Source organism: Streptococcus sp. 2022WUSS037, assembly GCF_044427225.1.
Lineage (GTDB): Bacteria > Bacillota > Bacilli > Lactobacillales > Streptococcaceae > Streptococcus.
Genome location: NZ_JAOTGJ010000032.1, coordinates 1 through 21,103, shown reverse-complemented (window position 1 = coordinate 21,103; position 21,103 = coordinate 1). Strand labels below are relative to the sequence as shown.

Here is a 21,103-nt window from a genome sequence, read left to right as displayed (position 1 = left end):
TCCGTTAGCTGCCGTAAAAAATGATTTTTGGGAACAACAATATCATACAGGGGAGAATAGGAACTAAGATCTAACTGAATTTGATTATCAAGCATAGGAATCACCTCGACTCTAGTATAGCAAAAAAAGCCATCAAGTTGATGACTTTTTCAGTGGGTTCGCTTTCGGCGGAGGATTTTCTGGGCAAAGACAGCAAGCAGATGGCGGATGACCTACTCAGCTACCTCCCTCCGATTGGTTTCAGGGAAGTCGCAAACCTGAGTGGCCTCATGCTCATCATTTACCTCGGTAGCCAATGGCTGATGGATTTTGCAGGGACAGGAACCATCTCCCTCAACTGGCTGGGCTTGATCTGCGACGCGGTACTTAGCCTCCTCCTCCCCGCTGGGATTTTCCTCATCATTCGCGGTTTAATTTACCAGACCAACAAAATCAAGGTTTGGGCAAGTTTTCTCTGCATCCCCTTTCTTTTTCTCGTGATTTGTGGACTTCGTCTCTGGGCAATGCCCAAGGAACCTGACCTAGTCTTGACTGGCTGGGGGCTTCTAGTGCCACTCACCTTGCTCGGTCTCGCTCTGCTATTTTTCCAAAAGGAAAAATTAGTCCGCTATATCTTTTTACCGACCTATCTCTTTATGATTGTTGGCGGTGTGGTAAATATGGTCATGACCGTTCCAGTTTGGCTAAACTTACTATTGTTGCTCATTCCTGCCATTTCTAGTTGGCTAGGTGTTTGGTTGTTGGTATCGAAAAAGGAGAAGTAGAATGAACAAACAACAGGAAAATTTGAATACTATTAGCAACTTACAGGGGAAGTTGACCAAGGAAAACAAGGCCTATATGCGTAAGCTCCATGCTTACTTGATATTGGCATCAGCCTTTCATGAGCAGGAGGAAAGGGCGACCGAACTCTTGCTTTCAATCTACCAAGATGTCTTGGATGCCCAAGCAGACGGTCAGTCAGCAGAGGATTTTTTAGGCAAAGACAGCAAGCAAATGGCGGATGAACTCTTGTCTGACCTGCCGCCCATTCGCTGGTACTATGGTCTGCGGTTAACAGGATTGATTTCCCTTGTCTATATTAGTTGTTTTTTCTTAGGTTTGTTTGGAGTGACTGGTGAAATGGTCCTAGAATGGCGGGGCTTGCTGTGCGATTTGCTTCTGGCGCTCATTCTACCCAGCTCTGCTTTTTTCATCCTAAAGAACCTAGTCTATGAACGGTCAAAAATCAAGTCCTATCTGCTGATGGGGACTTGGGGGCTTAGCTTTGTGGGGTTGATTGTCTTGCGTTTTTGGATTAGTCGGCAGTTTTATGAGGGCATTCCTCTGCCCTTGTGGGCCAGTCTTTTGGTGATTCTAGGGATCGTAGCTGGTCTCTTCTACTATCGCAGTAAGTCAGAAATTGTAGATACCTTGATTCCAGCCTATGTCCTAACGGTTCTCAGCGGCTTTAGTCAGCTGCTGGCCAGCCAGTTTGGCTATGGACCGCAGGACTGGACTGGTTGGTTGCCTCTGCTCTTTATGCTTCTTGCCTTTTTCTCAACACTTGCAGGCACATTTTTCCTATTGAAAAAGGAGAATGTGGGGTAGAAATACGATCAGGCAACTCTTTAGGGTGGTCTGATTTTTTGGTATAATGGTTGAAAGAGAGAAAAGCAACAAAGGAGAAAACCATGACATTTGAAGAGATTTTACCAGGCTTGAAGGCCAAGAAAAAGTACGTTCGCACAGGCTGGGGCGGAGCGGAGAACTACGTCCAGCTCTTTGACACCATTGAGGTACACGGACAAAAGCTGGAGGCGACCCCCTACTTCCTCATCAACGTGACAGGCGAGGGCGAAGGCTTCTCCATGTGGAGCCCGACCCCCTGCGACGTCCTTGCGACCGACTGGGTGGAAGTCCATGACTAAGACAGCCCTCATCACCGGCGTTTCCAGCGGCATTGGACTAGCTCAGGCGGAGATTTTTTTGGAAAATGGCTGGCGTGTCTACGGGATTGATCAGGCCGACAAGCCTGATTTGGCAGGCGATTTCCACTTTCTACAGCTGGACCTGACTGGCGATTTAAGCCCAGTCTTTTCATGGTGCCAGACAGTAGTCGATGTTCTCTGTAACACCGCAGGTATTCTAGACGATTACCGCCCCCACCTCGATATTGAGGAGGATGAATTAGCTCGCATCTTCGCGGTTAATTTTTTTGCGGTGACTAGACTGACTCGTCCCTATCTGCAGCAAATGGTGGACAGACAGTCCGGCATCATTATCAATATGTGCTCCATTGCTTCTAGCCTTGCAGGCGGCGGAGGCTCAGCCTATACCGCCTCCAAGCACGCTTTGGCCGGTTTTACCAAGCAGTTGGCACTGGACTATGCCAAGGACAAGGTCCAGGTCTTTGGCATTGCCCCTGGAGCCGTCCGGACAGGGATGACGCAGAAGGATTTTGAGCCTGGAGGACTAGCTGACTGGGTGGCAGACCAGACCCCTATCGGACGCTGGACCCAGCCTCAAGAGATTGCAGAGTTAACCTTCATGCTGGCTACTGGCAAGCTCGCTTCCATGCAAGGCCAGATTATCACCATTGACGGCGGCTGGAGTTTGAAGTAGAAAGGTTATCATATGATGTTAGAAACCAATCGTCTGTTGCTCCGTCCTTGGAGCGAGTCAGACGCAGTTGACTTATTTTCTCAGGCCAGTCATCCAGATGTAGGACCCGCAGCAGGTTGGCCAGTTCATCAAAGTCTGGAAGAAAGTCGAGAGATTATCAAGACAGTCTTCAGTCAACCCGAAACCTATGCCCTTGTCCTCAAAGAAACAGGCCAGGTGATTGGCAGTATTGGCCTGATGATTGGCAAGCAGAGCGGGCTTGATTTGCCAGATTCAGAAGCAGAACTGGGCTACTGGCTTGGCCAGGGATTTTGGGGACAAGGTCTCATTCCAGAAGCTAGTCAAGTTTTACTGGATTACGGATTTTCCCAGTTGAGTTTAGACAAGATTTGGTGCCGTGCTTTTGTAGAAAATAGTAAGTCTCTGCGTGTACAAGAAAAGCTGGGTTTTGTATACCAATACCTCTTGGAAGATGTGCATTTCCCACTCATTGATGAAGTTCGTACCGAACGAGTGAGTTTATTGACGCGAGAGGAATGGTATTCTAGAAAGGAAAAACCATGACCCCAACACAACTCTGGCAAGAATTTCTTGCCATCAATCCCCAAGCAGGTCCTGAGCCAGAGGCCTGGGCTTTTGGGGCGGAAGCTGATCGACTGGCTAACTTGGTGGCTAGAGGCATCAAAACCTCGACCAGCTCTGCCCATGCCCTCTACGCAGTCGAGGGAGAAGAAATCCCGACGGCTGGTGGCTACGACATCATTCTCGATGGGCAAGGTCAGGCTGTGTGCATCATCCAGACCATCAAGGTCTATGTGACGCCCTTTTCCCAAGTGACAGCGGACCATGCCTATAAGGAGGGCGAGTTCCGTCAGGAAGGTGAATTATCCGTCGTAAAAGAGAAAAGTTTGGCTCACTGGCGGCAGGTCCACGAAGAACTTTTCACAATCTGGCTGGCGGAAGCAGGTCTGACCTTCTCAGAAGATATGCTGGTTGTCTGTGAAGAATTTGAATTGGTATACCCTAAAATGTAAGTTTTCACTTGTGAGTACCTTGATTTTATTGTATAATAATATAAAAAACAAACCAAGGAGTTTGCTATGGATAAAAAACGCATCATTGAGTTATTGGACCAGCTTTCTCCCATTTTGGCTGGGAAAGAGGAATCAATCGGCAAAGAACTGACGGAGAAATTGCAGTCGGCCTTGCTTGTGGCCAAGGAAGAGGTGGCTAGTAAGGAAGGAGTGGCTTTGGCAAATAGTTTGTCAGGATTTGTTCAGATGATTTCCAAGGCTAGTCTTCCAGGCGCCAATCTCCGTTTTACAGACCAAGAACGCCCTGTCTGGGAGGAATTTAAAGCCCTGACGGAGCAAGCAAGAGCAGATGGTCAAAGAGGATTTCAGCTATTTCATTAAGATTATAAGGAGCTCAGGCTCCTTTTTTATATCTAAATAGTCTTCTACGACTGAAGCGAATTATGTTCGAGCCATTTCCGACTTCCAAATTTTCCCCAATCCTTAATGTAACTAACGGGTTGCTTCATTTCCAACCTCCAACTGTCTCCCAGACAATTGGAGTTCTGCAATTTTCCAAAAACATCAAAATTTGCTATAATAGGATTATACTATTGAAAAGAGAGATACTTATGAGCAATAACTACGCAATTATCCTAGCAGCGGGTAAGGGAACTCGTATGAAGTCTGACTTGCCAAAGGTTTTACACAAGGTGGCAGGAATTACCATGTTGGAGCATGTAAAGCGTGCAGTGGATGCCATGGAACCTGCAAAAACCGTGACGATTGTGGGGCACAAGGCGGAATTGGTGCAGACTGTTCTCGAAGGGCAGTCAGAGTTTGCCCTTCAATCTGAACAACTGGGGACAGGCCACGCCGTTATGATGGCTGAGCCAGCTCTTGCAGGTTTGGAAGGTCAGACCCTTGTTATCGCAGGGGATACACCGCTGATTACAGGAGAAAGCTTGAAGAACCTCATTAACTTTCATGTCAGCCATAAGAATGTTGCGACTATCTTGACAGCTCAGGCTGATAACCCATTCGGATATGGTCGGATTATTCGCAATGCTGATGGGGAAGTGCAAAAAATTGTTGAGCAAAAAGATGCCAACGATTTTGAAAAACAAGTGAAAGAAATCAATACAGGAACCTACTTGTTTGATAATAAACGTCTTTTTGAAGCGCTTAAAGATATTAATACGGACAATGCCCAAGGTGAATACTATCTGACAGATGTTATTTCGATTTTCCGTCAGGCAGGCGAGAAGGTTGGTGCTTATGTATTGCGTGATTTTGATGAAAGTTTGGGTGTCAATGATCGCGTCGCTCTTGCGACTGCAGAAGCTGTTATGCGCAAACGAATCAATGAAAAACACATGGTCAATGGAGTGACATTTATCAACCCAGATGCAACCTATATTGATATTGATGTTGAGATTGGTGCAGAAGCTGTTATCGAAGCTAATGTTGTCTTGAAAGGGCAAACTGTGATTGGTGAACGTACTGTTTTAACCAATGGTACTCGTGTACGCGATGCGAAAATTGCAGCAGATGTCGTCATCAGCAACTCAGACATTGAAGAATCTGTCATTGAAGAAGGTGTGACGGTGGGACCATACGCCCATATTCGTCCAGGCAGTCTCTTGAAAAAAGATGTTCACGTTGGAAATTTTGTGGAAATCAAGGCCTCTACACTTGGTCAAGGAACGAAGTCTGGTCATTTGACCTATCTAGGAAATGCAACGATTGGCAATAATGTTAACGTTGGTGCTGGTACCATCACGGTCAACTACGACGGTAAAAATAAATTTAAAACAACCGTTGGAGATAATGCCTTTGTTGGCTCTAACTCAACCATCATCGCACCAGTAACTATTGGGGACAACGCCTTGTTGGCTGCAGGTTCTGTCATTACAAAAGACATTCCAGAGGATGCCATCGGTATTGGTCGTGGTCGTCAAGAAAACAAAGAAGGTTATGCGACTCGTTTTCCGTTCCATCCAAGTCAAAAATAGGTAATCATATGAATTTTGAAGAAAAAACCATTGAGCGGACAGAAATTTTTAAAGGGCATATTTTTGATGTAGTAGTAGATGATGTTGCCTTGCCAAATGGTGGAACTGGTAAGCGCGAACTCATTTTCCACAAGGGAGCAGTTTGCGTTTTAGCCGTTACCCCAGAAGGTAAAATGATTTTGGTCAAACAATACCGCAAGGCCATTGAACGTACTATTTATGAAATTCCGGCGGGGAAATTGGAGCTAGGCGAAGAAGATACGCTTGAAGATGCTGCGTTGCGTGAATTAGAAGAAGAAACAGGCTATACTAGTGACAAACTGACCTTGTTGGCAGATTTCTATTCAGCCATCGGTTTCTGTAATGAACGAATTCGCCTTTATTTAGCAGATAACCTTATCAAGGTTGAAAATCCTCGTCCAATGGATGAAGATGAGGTTATCGAATTACATGAGGTAACCTTGGAAGAGGCTTTGAACTTGGTGGCTACTGGCGATATTTGTGATGCAAAGACCATCATGGCTATCCAATATTTACAACTCATGAGAAAGCAGGAAACTAGCAATGGGCAAGCCCTTGTTGACGGATGAAATTTTAGAGAAAGTGAAAAAGAAACAGTATTCCGACCAATCTAGCCAGTTTGGGCACTATCGTCCAAACCAGGATATATCAATGGATGATGCTCTATTCGATCCATATCTAGAAGAAGATTATCAGGGATATGAAGAGGGACAAACGATCCGAATCCCGGTCAAACCTACTGTAGTAAAAAGTCGCCGTATCGAAACCATCAAGCGAGAAGCTTTCCGCAGTAAGGTAAACAAAATCCTTTTTTGGGTCATCATCTTACTGATAATGTTTATCATTGCAGTATTATTTATTTAGGAGAAGAGATGAAATTTGGAATTATCGCAGCCATGCCTCAGGAATTAAAGATTTTGGTCGAGCATCTACAAGATGCAACTGAAATCGATGTCTTGGGTCGAACTTACTATCAGGGACGAATCGGTCAACATGAAGTCGTTCTTGTTCAGTCAGGTATCGGTAAGGTTATGTCAGCTATGTCCGTGGCTGTTTTGGCAGATCGTTTTTCGGTTGATGTCATTGTCAATACAGGTTCGGCAGGAGCTGTTGCCGAAGGTATTGCCATCGGTGATGTGGTTGTAGCGAATCAATTGGCTTACCACGATGTGGATGTGACGGCTTTCGGCTATGCTTACGGGCAAATGGCAGGGCAGGAATTGTATTATCCAGCCGACCAAGTCTTGTTAGAACAGCTAAGAACCGTTTTAGCAGAGCAGGAAATGATTAGTCATGTGGGTCTGATTGTGACAGGTGACAGTTTTATCGCAGGTCAAGATAGGATTGCCAGCATCAAGGAACATTTTCCAGAAGTCCTTGCCGTAGAGATGGAAGGAGCAGCTATCGCTCAAGCAGCTGTCAATACAGGTAAGCCATTCTTGGTTATCCGTGCCATGAGTGACACAGCTCAGGGAGATGCCAATATCACCTTTGATGAATTTATCATTCAAGCAGGAGAACGTTCTGCCCAGACCCTGATTGCCTTTCTGGAGAAAAATTAAGCAGATTTTGACAACAATACATTGAAATAGGATGACAGTAGCAAGAAGTTGTTACTGTTTTTCTTATGCAGTAATTTGAGCCCTATATTATAAGGTTTCAGCCATCTGTCCCCATACAATTTCTGATAAGAGTTATTGAAAAGCTCGTGAAAATACTTTACAATTTTGTTTAAGAAAAATAATTTAGGAGGTTGTTATGGTTCAGCGATTATTGCTTGCAAATGATTTGCCTGGTGTGGGTAAGGTTGCCCTAGCCACTAGCATCCCAATTGCAGCAGCCTGTCAGGTAGAAACGATTCTTTTACCAACGGTACTACTTTCTTCTCATACGGGTGGTTTTCCAGATGTTGTCGTTGAAGATATGACTGACTTGAATCGAGCCTATTTTGAACAGTGGAAGAACTTGAATTTGGAGTTGGCAGGCATCTTGTCTGGCTACTGTAGAAATCCTCAGCAACTAAGTCAATTGGCCATGTATGCGAAACAAACAGAGACACCATTGATTGTTGATCCGGTCATGGGGGATGGAGGGAAGTTGTATACAGGTTTCACATCTACCTATGTAGAAGCCATGAAAGAGTTGATCCAGTCGGCCAAGCTCATTCTTCCCAATGTAACAGAGGCAGCTTTTTTGACAGGGAGGGATTATTTGGGAGCTTGCTACGATAGGGCGGCTATTGAGGACTTACTGGAAGCTTTAGCGGAGCAGGTATCTGCAGATATTGTACTGACCGGGATTTCCTTTGATGATAGCCAAATAGGTGTAGCCTATTTTCAGCAGGAAACAGGGGAAATAACTACCTATATGTCTAAAAAATATCCAGCAAATTTCTTTGGAACAGGTGACATTCTATCTACCTTGTTGGCTGTAGCAACCATCCAACAAATCAATCTCCATCAAGCTATCCCTCTAGCTTTAGATTTTATCGACAAGAGTTTAGAGCGTACCCTTGCTTTGGATAGAGACTTGAAATTTGGGATTTCCTTTGAACCTTTTCTAGCAGAATTACAGCAGGCATTTCAAACATTAAAGGAGAAATTATGAAACAGAGTCAATTGCGTCAATTAACAGAAATTAGCCTATTTGCAGCCCTTATTTGTGTGGTTGTCTTCTTTATTCGTATTCCTTTTGGGAGTCAATTTGTCCATCTAGGCAATGCTCTGGTGGTAGTAGGAGTACTAATCTTTGGTGCCAAAAAAGGGGCGCTGGCAGCCTCACTCGGTCTAGGCATCTTCGATTTACTGTCGGGATATGCTTCCGTTGCTTGGATTACCATTCTAGAATCACTCATTGTCTGTTTTGTCCTCCACCTATTTTATGAGAAATTCCTACAGGCAAACGATAGTCTATCAAATATTATGTTGGTTGGGATAGTTGCAGCCCTCACAAAAATTATCTTGAACCTGTTGAAGTACACATTGACGGGTAGTTTAGTCGGTGGACTAACGCCATCAGCATCATTTTTAGCTGCTTTGGGTAGGATTTTAGGAACCTATGGCACTGCAATTACGACCATCATTGCTGTACCAATCCTCTATCAAGTATTCAAGGGTTTATATAATGGAAAACAAGGAAAACAATTGTAATAAAAAATGAAAACTTGAGGAAATTCTCAAGTTTTCATTTTTTATTGGTCTGACCTAGTTAGTGTAGTCTTTAATGATCTCAATTGACTCAATTTTTACATCTGTTTTAGGTTTATCGCTATCATCTGTTTCGACGGAAGCGATTTTATCTACGATGTCCATCCCTTCGATGACTTGACCAAATACGGTATGCTTGCCATCTAAGTTTGGATTGCCTCCGTTTTTATAAGCATCAATGATTTTACCAGGATAGCTAGAACTAGAAAGTTGGCTAGACATGTCTGTTGTATTTTGATTGATGAAAAACTGACTTCCATTTGTTCCTGCACCAGCATTTGCCATAGAAAGTGAGCCACGAATGTTATAAAGGAAAGCTGAAATCTCGTCTTTAAAACCATTCCCGGCATCGATAGTAGTATCTTTTCCGGCCCAGATAGATTCTCCACCAGTACCATTTCCAAGAGGATCGCCACCTTGAATCATGAAATCCTTAATGACACGATGGAAGATCGTTCCATTATAGTATCCTTCCTTCGCATGAGTCAGAAAGTTTTCCACAGTTAGTGGTGCTTGCTCGGGGAAGAGTTTTATAGTGATGTCGCCTTCGGTTGTCTTTATTTTAACAGCAGCCTCATTTTCACCAATTTCATTGGAAAGTTGGGGGAATGTAGCTTTGGGATTGTTAATGGCGTATGCCAAATCTTTGGCATATTGGCTAGAAGCAGTTGTATCAGCTGTCGTAGTCGAGCTTGGACTAGAACTAGATGCTGCAGAAGATGAGCTATTAGCTGTCGAGTTGTTTGTGCAGGCAGTTAGCAAGATGCTCGAAGCTAGAGCAAGAACTAGTACTTTTTTCATTGAAAATCCTTTCTTGTCTTGTTCAAAATTATGCTCATTCTACCATGAAATATGGATTTTTTCAATTTTTATCTAGTATAAAAAGCGCATCTAAAACAATAATATGATATACTATATTTATAGATACAAAAGGAGAATAATGATGTTTGAGAACTTGTTTGCCCCAGATGGAAGCCTAGTATGGCATACGGCCCTTTTCTACAGTTTTTCCGCGATCATATTAGCGACGGTTTGTTTCCATATTATTAAAAATTTTATGGAATGGCACCACAACAATCGGGCGCCCAAAGAATCTTGTAAGGCTAAGCTTGTCTCTAAACGAACCCATGTTTTTGGTAACGAAGTAGCACGAACCAATTATTATGTAACGTTTGAATGGGAGGGAAAACGGCAGGAATTTCGCCTTCGTTCAGATGAATATGCCCTTTTAGCAGAGGGAGATGTAGGCACCCTGCATTTTCAGGGGACTCGTTTCCTAGGTTTTGAACGGCTCTAAGAGTCGTTTTTCTTTGGAGAATATCCCTATCTAGTGTATAATGGTTTGAACACATGTTCGTACAATGCAAAAGAGGTATTTAAGATGATTCAATCAATCGGACAAGTTATGTTATATGTGAATGATATTGAGGCTTCAGCTCAATTTTGGAAAGAGAAAATGGGATTTGAACGTGTAGAAAAACAAGTGCAAGGCCCCCAAACTTCTTACATTATTGCACCTAAATCAGATAGTGAGGTACAATTTGTTCTTCATGATAAGGCAGCAGTTGCTGAAATGCATCCAGAGATGTTTCTTGGTATTCCATCCATCTTGATGGCATCAGTAGATGTAGCCAAAACTTACGAAGAACTTGTTGAACGTGGTGTCACAACGAATCCAGTCATGGACCTTGGTTTCATGAAGGTAGTTAGCTTTGCAGACAATGATGGAAATTATTACGCAATTCGTGAGGTAAAGTAAATGTCACTCCAGAATCGTGTTGAAGAAATGTATAAAGACCACGAGGTCAAACCCTATATCTCCCCCGAGCGTGACTTGGCAGCCTGGCTCTTGGAGGCCAAGCCCGTTCCCAAACGCAATATGGTTCGGCTAGAAGAAGGAATTTTGCCGGGAGATATTATTTTGCTATGGCGGATTAGCCTGGGTTCTTTTGAAACGACGACACCCTACTCAAAATATTTCGAGTATATGTATGGCATCAATGGTCCTGCTCACATGGAGCAGTTGATTGCAGACGGTTATGTCTATGTGGAGTCAGCCTTTGCTTCCCTAGACCACATCACTTCGACTGCCAAGAAAAATATCCTCAAAGCAGAAGGCGTGACAGGCCTGTCCAAGATGAAGGCGGCAGACCTGGACACTGCCCTCAAGGACAACTTGACGGAAGAAAAACTGGCTCCTTACTTTACCGTCCGAGGTTATGCCCTAACGGAAAAAGGCAGAGCTGCTCTAGAAAATCACCCAGAAGTGCTTGCAAAGCACCCAATGAAGAAGATGTACAAATAAAATAGAAAAGATTTTTGAAGGACACCCAAAAGTTGGAATCATTCTAGCTTTTTGGGTGTTTTTATTTGCTAACAAGTCAATTTTTCTTGACAGAAAACGCTATCAATGATATTCTAGTGTAAATTATTGAAACGTTTCAAAAGAAAGGGGTAAACTATGGAAGAGCAAAAATCAATCACCATGAAAGACGTTGCGCGAGTTGCTGGTGTAAGCGTTGGGACTGTATCAAGAGTTATCAACAATGAGCCAGGTATCAAGGAAAGTACGCTTGAAAAAGTCAATGCTGCCATTAAGGAATTGAATTACATCCCAGATGTCTATGCTCGTGGCATGAAAAAGAACAAGACCGAAACCATTGCCTTGATTATTCCGACAGTTTGGCATCCCTTTTTTGGAGAATTTGCCTATCATGTTGAAGTGGAACTGAGTAAGAAAAATTACAAGTTGCTCCTTTGCAATATTTCTGGTCCAAAAAGGGAACTGGATTATCTGACTATGCTGCAACAAAACAAGGTAGACGGCATTATCGCTATCACCTATAGCCCGATTGATGATTACCTATCCTCCAACATTCCATTTGTCAGTATCGATCGTGTTTATGAAAACAAGGACATAGCCTGTGTCAGCTCGGACAACCAAGCTGGTGCGGAGCTGGCAGCGAACACCTTGATTGAAAAAGGTGGTAGCCAATTTGCCTTTATCGGTGGACACAATAAAACCATCAACGAAACCAAGAAGCGTAGATTGTATTTTGAAAAGCGAATTTTAGAGGCAGGTTTTCCTTGTCATGTCTTGGACTTGGAAGAGCCATATGATGACTTTGTCGGTCAAGTCGAAGAGTTTCTGATTAACAATCCACAGGTTGACGCCATTTTCACCATCAATGATTTTACGGCCCTAGACACACTTGCTGTTTTGGAAAAACTGGGACGACGGGTTCCAGAAGATGTGCAGGTAATCGGCTATGACGGCATTCAGTTGGCAAGTGAACGCTCTCTAGAACTTTCCACCATTCGTCAACCTTTGGAGTCTATGGCCCAGGAAGCCGTTGCCTGTCTAATTGATATTATTGAGAAAAGAGAGCGCCCCCTACAAGTCACTCTACCGATTTCCTATCTTGAAGGAAAAACTACAAAAAATTGAAAATAGGGGTTGACAGAAAACGGTTACAATGGTAAAATAAAATCATCAATAAACAGTTGGTTTTATTTTTACAAGAAAAATGAAACGTTTCAAAAAGAGGTTCACATCCTCTTTCTAAAATCAATAAATTTGAAACGTTTCAAAAAGGAGTTCTTATGAAAACATCAAAACTGCAACAAGCTAGTCTATTCGATAGAATCAAGCAACAGAAACTCTTGTTACTGATGTTACTACCAGGCTTGGTCTTGACTTTCATCTTCCGTTACATTCCTATGTACGGAGTACTGATTGCCTTCAAGGACTATAATCCCTTGAAAGGTGTGCTAGGCAGTGAGTGGATTGGATTTTCGGAATTTACCAAGTTTCTCTCTTCTCCAAATTTCGGCACCTTACTTGCCAACACCTTGAAATTGAGTGTCTACGGCCTGCTCCTAGGATTTCTTCCACCGATTATTTTGGCCATCATGCTCAACCAACTATTGAGCGATAAGGCTAAAAAACGGATTCAGTTGGTGCTGTATGCTCCAAACTTTATCTCAGTCGTGGTCATCGTCGGTATGATTTTCCTCTTCTTCTCAGTAGGAGGACCGGTTAACTCAATCCTAAGTCTATTTGGTATTGAAGCCAACTTCCTGACAGACCCTGATTTCTTTAGACCCCTCTACATCCTCAGTGGTATCTGGCAGGGAATGGGGTGGGCGTCAACACTCTACACGGCTACCTTGGTCAATGTCGATCCGGCCTTGATTGAAGCAGCGAAGCTAGACGGTGCCAATATCTTCCAACGTATCTGGCATATTGACTTACCAGCACTAAAACCAGTTATGGTCATTCAGTTTATCTTAGCAGCTGGGGGCATCATGAACGTTGGCTATGAAAAAGCCTTCCTGATGCAGACCTCCCTCAACCTAACTAGTTCTGAAATCATTTCAACCTATGTCTATAAAATCGGTTTGGTGTCAGGTGACTACTCTTACTCAACAGCGGTTGGCTTATTTAACGCACTTATCAATATTATCCTGCTGATTGCAGTCAATAAGATTGTCAAACGCATCAACGACGGACAAGGCTTATAGGAGGTTCGTATGAATACACAAATGTACACAAAATTTGACAAGCGAATGCTGATTGTCAATAAAATCTTGCTGGCATTTCTTGTTCTCATAACAGTTGTGCCTATGGTCTATATCTTAGTCGCATCCTTCATGGATCCGCAGGCCTTGGTCAGCAAGGGCATTAGCTTTGATCCAAAGGACTGGACAGTAGAAGGTTACCAACGGGTATTTTCAGACAAGTCTATCCTACGCGGATTTTTCAACTCCCTCTTTTATTCCTTCTCCTTTGCCTTCGTGACCGTGGCTATCTCAGTTATGACTGCCTATCCACTCTCTAAAAAAGATTTGGTCGGAAAAAAATGGATCAATGCTTTCCTAGTATTCACCATGTTCTTCGGTGGTGGACTTGTTCCGACCTATCTCTTGGTTAAAGATTTGGGAATGCTGAACACTGTCTGGGCCATCATTATTCCTGGAGCAGTCAATGTTTGGAATATCATCTTGGCACGGACCTATTTCCAAGGCTTGCCAGATGAGTTGGTAGAAGCAGCTGTTATGGACGGTGCCAATGAATTTCAGATTTTCTGGAAAATCATGATTCCACTAGCTAAGCCAATCATGTTTGTGCTCTTCCTCTATGCCTTTGTAGGTCAATGGAATTCTTACTTTGATGCCATGATTTACATCAAGGATCCAGACTTGGAGCCACTCCAACTAGTACTTCGTAAAATCCTCATTCAAAGCGAGCCTGCTAAGGACATGATTGGTGCTCAGGCTGCCATGAATGAAATGAAACGCATCGCAGAAATGATCAAGTATGCGACCATTGTCATCTCTAGCTTGCCACTCATTGTCATGTATCCATTCTTCCAGAAATACTTTGATAAGGGGATCATGGCTGGTTCATTAAAAGGTTAATAAATATCTTTCGTTTTCTCTTTTCTTACGTCGACGAAAGAGGAAACTTCGTTTCCTTATCTCCAGCTTCAAATAATCAGGTATTATTTGAACTCGCTATGCCGTACTTCAGTACAGTCTTCAGCTTTTTGATAGGAACGTAGTTCCCTCTATTTCCCACCTCAAAAGGTTCTCAAAACCTTTTGAGCTAGTAATAAAAGGAAACTGAAAGATATTCTAAAAAATCAATTTACAAATATAGGAGGTTGTTTCTGATGAAACACAAATTTGGAAAAACAGTTGTTACGCTTCTAGCAAGTACCGTTTTGTTGGCTGCTTGTGGCTCAAAAAATACTGCATCAAGCCCTGATTATGAATTGAAAAATATTCAATTTCCGCTGGAGAAATCTGTGACGCTTAAGTTTATGACAGCTAGCTCCCCTCTAGCTCCAGCTGATCCTAATGATAAGTTGATTTTCCAACGTCTTGAGGAAGAAACTGGCGTTCATATTGATTGGACCAACTACCAGTCTGACTTTGGTGAAAAGCGGAACTTGGATATTGCTTCAGGTGATTTGCCAGATGCCATCCATAACGACGGGGCTTCTGATGTGGAATTGATGAACTGGGCAAAACAAGGGGTTATCGTACCAGTTGAAGACTTGATTGATAAGCATATGCCAAACCTCAAGAAAATTTTGGATGAAAATCCAGAGTACCGTTCCATGATCACAGCTCCAGACGGTCATATCTACTCATTCCCATGGATTGAAGAGTTAGGTGAAGGCAAGGAGTCTATCCATACTGTCAGCGATATTGCTTGGATTAACAAGGAGTGGTTGAACAAGCTTGGTCTTGAAATGCCAAAAACAACAGATGACTTGATCAAGGTCCTTGAAGCCTTCAAGACCAAGGACCCTAACGGCAACGGCAAGGCGGATGAAATTCCAATGTCCTTTGTCAACGGTAACGGCGGCGAAGACTTCAAGATTCTCTTTGGTGCCTTCGGTGTCGGTGATAACGATGAGCATATCGTCGTAAACAATGACGGTACCGTTGACTTTACAGCGGACAACGAAGACTACAAAGAAGGTGTTGAGTTCATGCGCACCCTTCAAGAAAAAGGTCTCATTGACCCAGAAGCCTTCGAACATGACTGGAATACTTACTTGGCTAAAGGTAGCGAAAACCTATACGGTGTTTACTTCACTTGGGACAAGGCAAATATCACCGGTATGAATGATACTTATGACATCTTGCCAGTTTTGGCAGGACCTGACGGGACCAAGCACATCACACGTACCAACGGTATGGGCTTCCAACGCGACCGCATGGTCATTACCTCAGCTAACAAAAACTTGGAACTAACTGCTAAATGGATTGATGCCCAATACAAACCAATCCAGTCTGTTCAAAACAACTGGGGTACCTATGGCGATGAAAACCAACAAAACATCTTTGAACTTGACACAGCAACTAATAGTCTTAAGCACCTACCATTGAACGGTACAGCTCCAGGCGAATTACGTCAGAAGACAGAAGTTGGAGGTCCTCTTGCTATTCTTGACGAATACTACGGTACAGTGACAACCATGCCAGACGATGCTAAATGGCGTTTGGACTTGATGCACGCAACCTATCTTGACTATGTGACCAACGATGACATCTACCCTCGTGTCTTCATGGAACAAGAAGATTTGGATAAGATTGCCCAGGTTGAAGCAGATATGAACGATTTCATCTACCGGAAACGTGCAGAATGGATTGTCAACGGCGGCATCGAAGAAGAGTGGGATAGCTACTTGAAAGAATTGGAAAGCTATGGTCTTTCTGACTGGTTAGCTATCAAGCAAAAATACTACGATCAGTATAAAGAAAATCAGTAATCAAAAGGAGGCTGCCTGTGAAAACAGTAGTAGAAGCCAATCAATTTATTCAGACAGAAAAAGGAAAGGTCAATCCGATTTTCAAACCGCAAGCCCATCTGACACCAGAAACAGGCTGGATGAACGACCCCAATGGATTTATCTACTTCCGTGGAGAATACCATTTGTTCTACCAATTCAACCCTTACGAAAGTGTTTGGGGACCGATGCACTGGGGGCATGCGAAAAGTAAGGACTTGGTCAACTGGGAACAACTTCCAGTTGCCCTAGCTCCTGATAAAGCTTACGATAAAGACGGCTGTTTCTCGGGCTCTGCCATTGTCAAAGATGATGTCCTCTGGCTCATGTACACAGGTCACATCGTCAATGAAGACGGGACGGTTAGTCAAGTTCAGAACATGGCTTTCTCGACTGACGGTATTCACTTTGAAAAAATCGAGCAGAATCCAGTCGCAACAGCAGATGGACTGCCAGAAGAAGTGATTGCCAATGACTTCCGCGATCCGAAGATTTTTGAGAAAGATGGTCACTACTACTCTGTTGTCGCAACCAAGCACAAGGACAATGTCGGCTGTATCGTCTTACTCAGCTCTCCCAACCTGACGGATTGGAAATTTGAGTCTATCTTCTTGAAAGGTGAGGCCAACCAAGGCTTTGTCTGGGAATGTCCTGACTACTTTGAAGTGGACGGTCAAGAGTACCTGATTATCTCTCCAATGCGTTACCAAAAAGACGGGAATGACTTTATCAATATCAATTCCAACATCTTTGTGACAGGTCATGTGGACTGGGATAAGAAAGTCTTTGTGGCGGATTCCTTCAAGGAAATCGACCACGGACATGACTTTTACGCAGCTCAGACTACCGAAGGTCCAGAAGGAGAACGTGTCATGGTAGCCTGGATGCACACCTGGGGTCGCAAGTTGGTGACCAATGACCTAGACCATAAGTGGTACGGTCAGATGACCCTTCCACGCATTCTCAAGAAGACTGAAAACGGATTGCACCAAGTTCTGCCAACAAGTGTCTTGGAAGCCTTCAGCGATATTGAAATTGGACAAAGTATCCAAGGTCCAAGCAAGCTCTCTCTTAGACTGGAAGACAGTTTGGAACTAAAACTTGGAAGCGACCAAGATTACCTGCAATTCGGCTACGATAAGGAAAGCCAAGAAGTCTATATTGACCGTAGTCACCTCAAAATCCAGCAAGCTGGTGAAGAAGAGTGGTCAACGGTTCGCCGAGCAGTGACCGTCGAAGCGAAAGAATTACTAGTCTTGATTGATACCAACTGTTTGGAAATCTTTATTAACGATGGTCAAGAAACCTTGACATCAACCTTCTACGTAGAAGGTGAGCGTACTATTAAATAACATTGCCCCCCTAAATTATTCTTTCACTCCAAGAGAAGTCCTGTATAATGCAGGGCTTTTTCTGATATGAAAAATATTCTCAATTATGATAAAATAAAGAGATTGAGAAAGTTGAGGATTTTATGGCAAAAACGAGTAAAAAAGGAAAGGCTACGAGGCGACCAACCAAGGCAGAATTAGCACAGCAAGAACGTGTTAAAAATATCACCCTTCGAGTATTGGGGCTTTTATTCATTGTCTTTGCAGCCAGTCGCTTAGGTGTGTTTGGAGTGACCAGCTACAATATTTTCCGACTATTATTTGGTAGTTTGGCCTATCTATTATTGGCGGGTGCATTTATCTACCTTCTTATTCCCAAAGTCTTACGCGAAAGAGAAGGGACCATATCGGGCTTCTGGCTGATTGTTATCGGGTTATTAATTGAATTTCAGGCTTACTTAGACTGGACTTATCAAGGGAGTGACTTATTCGGTCACACTCTAAAATTGGCCTTGTCAGACCTAGCTAAGTTTCAGGTAACAGCATTTCTAGGCGGAGGGATAATTGGAAGTATCTTCTATCTGCCAGTCTCCTTCCTCTTTGCAAATGTCGGTTCCTTCTTCATCGGTCTTCTAGTGATAGCATTTGGTATCTTTTTTGTAAGCCCATGGTCTGTTTATGATGTTGCCGATGGCTTGGCGGTTGCCAAAGATAAGTTGGTGGAGACGCAGGTAAAAAGAGCAGAGCTTCGAACACAGAAGAAGGCTGAACGAGAAGAAAAACGTCAGCAAGAATTAGCTCGTCTAGAAGAGGAACGCCTTCGTCTAGAGGAAGAGGAAGAGTCAGCTCGGGCTTTGGCACTGGTAGATAGACATGTCGATTTAGAGACGGGTGAAATCCTCGAAGAAGAGCCTGTTCAAGTACCGATTATTTCAGAATATGACCACTTAGACATAGAAGATGAATTTCCTATTATGTTGGCAGAAGATGACCAACCAGCACAATCAAACTCGGCAAGCCAGGCTTCTGAACCAAATGAGTTTGAGAAGGACGAGACAGATGTGGAGATTGATTTCAAGCCTAAGCAGAGACTAGCATATAAACTTCCATCCATAGACTTATTTGCTCCTATAAAAGCTAAGAGTCAGTCCAATGAAAAACGGATTGTTCGCCAGAATATTAAAGTTTTAGAAGACACCTTTGCCAGTTTTGGAATCAAGGTGGTGGTTGAGCGTGCTGAGATTGGACCATCGGTAACCAAGTATGAAGTCAAACCAGCAGTCGGCGTCCGAGTCAATCGGATTTCTAACCTAGCTGATGATTTGGCTCTAGCTCTTGCAGCTAAAGATGTCCGTATTGAAGCTCCTATCCCAGGAAAATCTCTGGTCGGTATTGAAGTTCCAAACTCCGAAGTGGCTACAGTACCTTTCCGTGAGCTCTGGGAACAATCTAAAACCGACCCAGACAAGCTTCTGGAAATTCCTCTCGGTAAGGCTGTAAATGGCTCCGTCCGTTCCTTTAACCTAGCACGTATGCCCCATCTATTGGTGGCTGGTTCAACTGGTTCAGGGAAGTCTGTTGCTGTCAACGGTATCATCTCTTCAATTCTCATGAAAGCTGGTCCAGACCAAGTTAAGTTCATGATGATTGACCCCAAAATGGTCGAATTATCGGTCTATAATGATATTCCCCACCTCTTGATTCCCGTTGTGACCAACCCACGCAAGGCTGCTCGAGCTCTTCAAAAAGTAGTGGATGAAATGGAGAAACGCTATGAGTTGTTTAGCCAAATTGGTGTCCGAAACTTAGAAGGTTATAATGCGAAGGTCGAAGAATTTAATAGCCGTTCAGAAGAAAAACAGATTCCACTTCCTCTCATTGTGGTCATCGTAGATGAGTTGGCAGACTTGATGATGGTAGCCAGCAAGGAAGTGGAAGATGCCATTATTCGCTTGGGACAGAAGGCTCGTGCAGCAGGTATCCACATGATTCTTGCTACCCAGCGACCATCTGTTGATGTTATTTCAGGCTTGATTAAAGCCAATGTACCATCTCGTATCGCCTTTGCCGTATCAAGCGGTACAGACAGTCGGACGATTCTAGATGAAAATGGTGCTGAAAAACTCTTGGGCCGCGGTGACATGCTCTTTAAACCGATTGATGAAAACCATCCAGTCCGCTTGCAAGGTTCCTTTATATCCGATGATGATGTAGAAGCGATAGTTGGCTTTATCAAGGATCAGGCAGATGCAGATTATGATGAATCCTTTGATCCTGGTGAAGTGGCAGAAGGTGATGGCGATGCAGGTTTTGGTGATGCTGGAGGAGATCCACTTTTCGACGAAGCACGTGCCTTGGTAGTTGAGACACAAAAAGCCAGCGCCTCTATGATTCAACGACGCTTGTCTGTTGGTTTTAACAGGGCAACACGCCTCATGGAAGAGCTAGAAGCAGCGGGTGTCATTGGTCCAGCTGAAGGAACAAAACCTAGAAAGGTATTGGAGACACAGTAATGAAATTTGAAGCAGTCCATCATATTGCAATTATCGGTAGTGACTATGACAAAACAAGAGAATTTTATGTTGAAAAACTAGGCTTTGAACAGGTGGATGAACATATTCGCCCAGAAAAAAATGATATTCTCTTCAATGTCAAAAAAGGCAATCTGATCTTGGAAATCTTCATCAAACCAGATGCACCAATGCGTCCGGCCATGCCCAATCCTGAACATACAGGTCTACGCCATCTAGCCTTCCAGGTTGCAGATGTGGAAGCCTGTCTGGAAGAGTTTGACTGTTTGGACATCCGACATGAAGTCCTGCGAACAGATGATTTTGATGGTAAAAAAATGGCCTTCTTCTTTGATCCAGACGGCCTCCCTCTAGAAATTCATGAATAAGTCCATCTTTTCATGTCCAGAGAGGCCTATCAATATGACAACTAAATAATACTCTTAGAAAATCAAAATCATACGCTGTTGACTTGATTTGATGAAGGTCAGTTCTATCTATAGTCATTTGAATTAACTTTGATACATCGTCACTTTCGGCTTGCCGTACTCTGCAGAAGTGACTTGCTTTGCAAGTTATATCTCCAACCTAGCACAGCCACTAGGCTGTGCTAGCAACCTGCACCTCAGTTCTTTGTCTGAAAGCTAATTCATTCGACTATATAGTCATTTAGTTTTAAAATAGTATTCCAAACAATATTCTACCGAATCAAATCTCCTTAATAGTTCCGCCACTCTTCTTTTCAATCCAGCCCAGAATCGTTCAATTGGGTTAAGTTCAGGGGAATAAGGTGGAAGCGGAAGAAAATAGTGTCCCTTAGCCACTGCAAGCTCATCTAGTTGTTTCTTGGGATGAAAAGCTGCATTATCCATAATGATGACATGAGGTTCTGTCAAGGATGGCAATAGCTGCTCCTGATACCACTTGATAAACAATTCCGCTGTCATCGTTCCATGATAAAGCAAGGGGGCTATAATTTTAGAACCAGTTTGACCAGCTACTATCGAAATTCTTTCGAATCTGCGTCCACTTACCTTGTCGTATACTTTCTCCCCTCGAGGTGCTCTAGCTTTGTGACGATAAAGATAAGTATCAATGC

General features: G+C 43.4%; 25 protein-coding genes. 23 read left to right on the top strand and 2 right to left on the bottom strand.

What is annotated here, in order from left to right:
* Positions 1-140: 140 nt before the first annotated feature.
* The 13 genes from ODU55_RS09775 (at position 141) to ODU55_RS09715 (ending at position 8,802) form a co-directional block, all read left to right on the top strand.
* Entirely contained in the window at positions 141-764 is a 624-nt protein-coding gene (locus tag ODU55_RS09775) for a hypothetical protein (RefSeq protein WP_398582700.1), read from the top strand.
* A gap of 1 nt (position 765) precedes the next feature.
* Entirely contained in the window at positions 766-1,590 is an 825-nt protein-coding gene (locus ODU55_RS09770) for a hypothetical protein (RefSeq protein WP_398582699.1), read from the top strand.
* Positions 1,591-1,673: 83 nt separating this feature from the next.
* Positions 1,674-1,910 carry a DUF2829 domain-containing protein gene (locus ODU55_RS09765; RefSeq protein WP_004194840.1) on the top strand — a complete coding sequence of 79 codons (237 nt, stop codon included), beginning with the start codon at positions 1,674-1,676 and terminating at the stop codon, positions 1,908-1,910.
* Complete coding sequence (locus ODU55_RS09760; protein ID WP_398582701.1) at positions 1,903-2,604, top strand: 3-oxoacyl-ACP reductase; 702 nt, start codon at positions 1,903-1,905, stop codon at positions 2,602-2,604. The genes ODU55_RS09765 and ODU55_RS09760 overlap by 8 nt, the downstream gene beginning before the upstream one ends.
* A gap of 12 nt (positions 2,605-2,616) precedes the next feature.
* Positions 2,617-3,168, top strand: a complete 552-nt coding sequence (locus tag ODU55_RS09755; RefSeq protein WP_398582698.1) for a GNAT family N-acetyltransferase — start codon at positions 2,617-2,619, stop codon at positions 3,166-3,168.
* Positions 3,165-3,638 carry an ASCH domain-containing protein gene (locus tag ODU55_RS09750; protein ID WP_398582697.1) on the top strand — a complete coding sequence of 158 codons (474 nt, stop codon included), beginning with the start codon at positions 3,165-3,167 and terminating at the stop codon, positions 3,636-3,638. The genes ODU55_RS09755 and ODU55_RS09750 overlap by 4 nt, the downstream gene beginning before the upstream one ends.
* Positions 3,639-3,704: 66 nt before the next feature.
* The gene (locus ODU55_RS09745; RefSeq protein ID WP_398582696.1) at positions 3,705-4,019 is read left to right on the top strand and encodes a hypothetical protein; all 315 of its coding nucleotides are present in this window, start codon (positions 3,705-3,707) and stop codon (positions 4,017-4,019) included.
* Positions 4,020-4,249: 230 nt separating this feature from the next.
* The gene (glmU, locus tag ODU55_RS09740; protein WP_024411955.1) at positions 4,250-5,632 is read left to right on the top strand and encodes a bifunctional UDP-N-acetylglucosamine diphosphorylase/glucosamine-1-phosphate N-acetyltransferase GlmU; all 1,383 of its coding nucleotides are present in this window, start codon (positions 4,250-4,252) and stop codon (positions 5,630-5,632) included.
* Between the two features lie 8 nt (positions 5,633-5,640).
* Positions 5,641-6,222 (top strand): NUDIX hydrolase, encoded by a 582-nt coding sequence (locus ODU55_RS09735; protein WP_024377541.1) that lies wholly within the window; start codon positions 5,641-5,643, stop codon positions 6,220-6,222.
* A complete protein-coding gene (macP, locus tag ODU55_RS09730; RefSeq protein WP_002936700.1) occupies positions 6,197-6,517 on the top strand; it encodes a cell wall synthase accessory phosphoprotein MacP in 321 nt (106 codons plus the stop codon). Before ODU55_RS09735 ends, macP begins: the two co-directional genes overlap by 26 nt.
* Before the next feature lie 8 nt (positions 6,518-6,525).
* Complete coding sequence (locus ODU55_RS09725; RefSeq protein WP_024377540.1) at positions 6,526-7,215, top strand: 5'-methylthioadenosine/adenosylhomocysteine nucleosidase; 690 nt, start codon at positions 6,526-6,528, stop codon at positions 7,213-7,215.
* A 196-nt stretch (positions 7,216-7,411) separates the two neighbouring features.
* Positions 7,412-8,260, top strand: coding sequence for a pyridoxamine kinase (locus tag ODU55_RS09720; protein WP_024376766.1), 849 nt, complete (start codon positions 7,412-7,414; stop codon positions 8,258-8,260).
* On the top strand, positions 8,257-8,802 hold the full coding sequence (locus tag ODU55_RS09715; RefSeq protein ID WP_024377539.1) for an ECF transporter S component: 546 nt from the start codon (positions 8,257-8,259) through the stop codon (positions 8,800-8,802). The genes ODU55_RS09720 and ODU55_RS09715 overlap by 4 nt, the downstream gene beginning before the upstream one ends.
* A gap of 54 nt (positions 8,803-8,856) precedes the next feature.
* On the opposite strand, the gene ODU55_RS09710 is transcribed toward ODU55_RS09715, so the two are convergent.
* The gene (locus tag ODU55_RS09710) at positions 8,857-9,660 is read right to left on the bottom strand and encodes a peptidylprolyl isomerase (protein ID WP_024377538.1); all 804 of its coding nucleotides are present in this window, start codon (positions 9,658-9,660) and stop codon (positions 8,857-8,859) included.
* A gap of 103 nt (positions 9,661-9,763) precedes the next feature.
* Here ODU55_RS09710 and ODU55_RS09705 point away from each other — a divergent pair, with 103 nt between their 5' ends.
* The 10 genes from ODU55_RS09705 (at position 9,764) to ODU55_RS09660 (ending at position 20,393) form a co-directional block, all read left to right on the top strand.
* A complete protein-coding gene (locus ODU55_RS09705) occupies positions 9,764-10,156 on the top strand; it encodes a DUF2500 domain-containing protein (RefSeq protein ID WP_306510541.1) in 393 nt (130 codons plus the stop codon).
* 84 nt (positions 10,157-10,240) lie between these two features.
* Positions 10,241-10,618: a VOC family protein gene (locus ODU55_RS09700; RefSeq protein WP_398582695.1), complete on the top strand. Its 378-nt coding sequence runs from the start codon at positions 10,241-10,243 to the stop codon at positions 10,616-10,618.
* Positions 10,619-11,164, top strand: a complete 546-nt coding sequence (locus tag ODU55_RS09695) for a hypothetical protein (RefSeq protein WP_172083440.1) — start codon at positions 10,619-10,621, stop codon at positions 11,162-11,164.
* Between the two features lie 156 nt (positions 11,165-11,320).
* The gene (locus ODU55_RS09690) at positions 11,321-12,307 is read left to right on the top strand and encodes a LacI family DNA-binding transcriptional regulator (RefSeq protein WP_398582694.1); all 987 of its coding nucleotides are present in this window, start codon (positions 11,321-11,323) and stop codon (positions 12,305-12,307) included.
* Between the two features lie 155 nt (positions 12,308-12,462).
* Complete coding sequence (locus ODU55_RS09685; protein ID WP_105182412.1) at positions 12,463-13,383, top strand: sugar ABC transporter permease; 921 nt, start codon at positions 12,463-12,465, stop codon at positions 13,381-13,383.
* Between the two features lie 9 nt (positions 13,384-13,392).
* Positions 13,393-14,280, top strand: a complete 888-nt coding sequence (locus ODU55_RS09680) for a carbohydrate ABC transporter permease (protein ID WP_023369721.1) — start codon at positions 13,393-13,395, stop codon at positions 14,278-14,280.
* Between the two features lie 254 nt (positions 14,281-14,534).
* Entirely contained in the window at positions 14,535-16,145 is a 1,611-nt protein-coding gene (locus ODU55_RS09675) for an ABC transporter substrate-binding protein (RefSeq protein WP_024415874.1), read from the top strand.
* Between the two features lie 17 nt (positions 16,146-16,162).
* On the top strand, positions 16,163-17,515 hold the full coding sequence (locus ODU55_RS09670) for a glycoside hydrolase family 32 protein (protein ID WP_398582693.1): 1,353 nt from the start codon (positions 16,163-16,165) through the stop codon (positions 17,513-17,515).
* Positions 17,516-17,637: 122 nt separating this feature from the next.
* A complete protein-coding gene (locus ODU55_RS09665; protein WP_398582692.1) occupies positions 17,638-20,007 on the top strand; it encodes a DNA translocase FtsK in 2,370 nt (789 codons plus the stop codon).
* Positions 20,007-20,393 carry a VOC family protein gene (locus ODU55_RS09660; RefSeq protein ID WP_398582691.1) on the top strand — a complete coding sequence of 129 codons (387 nt, stop codon included), beginning with the start codon at positions 20,007-20,009 and terminating at the stop codon, positions 20,391-20,393. The genes ODU55_RS09665 and ODU55_RS09660 overlap by 1 nt, the downstream gene beginning before the upstream one ends.
* A 276-nt stretch (positions 20,394-20,669) precedes the next feature.
* On the opposite strand, the gene ODU55_RS09655 is transcribed toward ODU55_RS09660, so the two are convergent.
* Positions 20,670-21,103, bottom strand: a 434-nt coding sequence (locus ODU55_RS09655; protein ID WP_398582690.1) for a transposase, incomplete at its 5' end; no start/stop codon positions are given.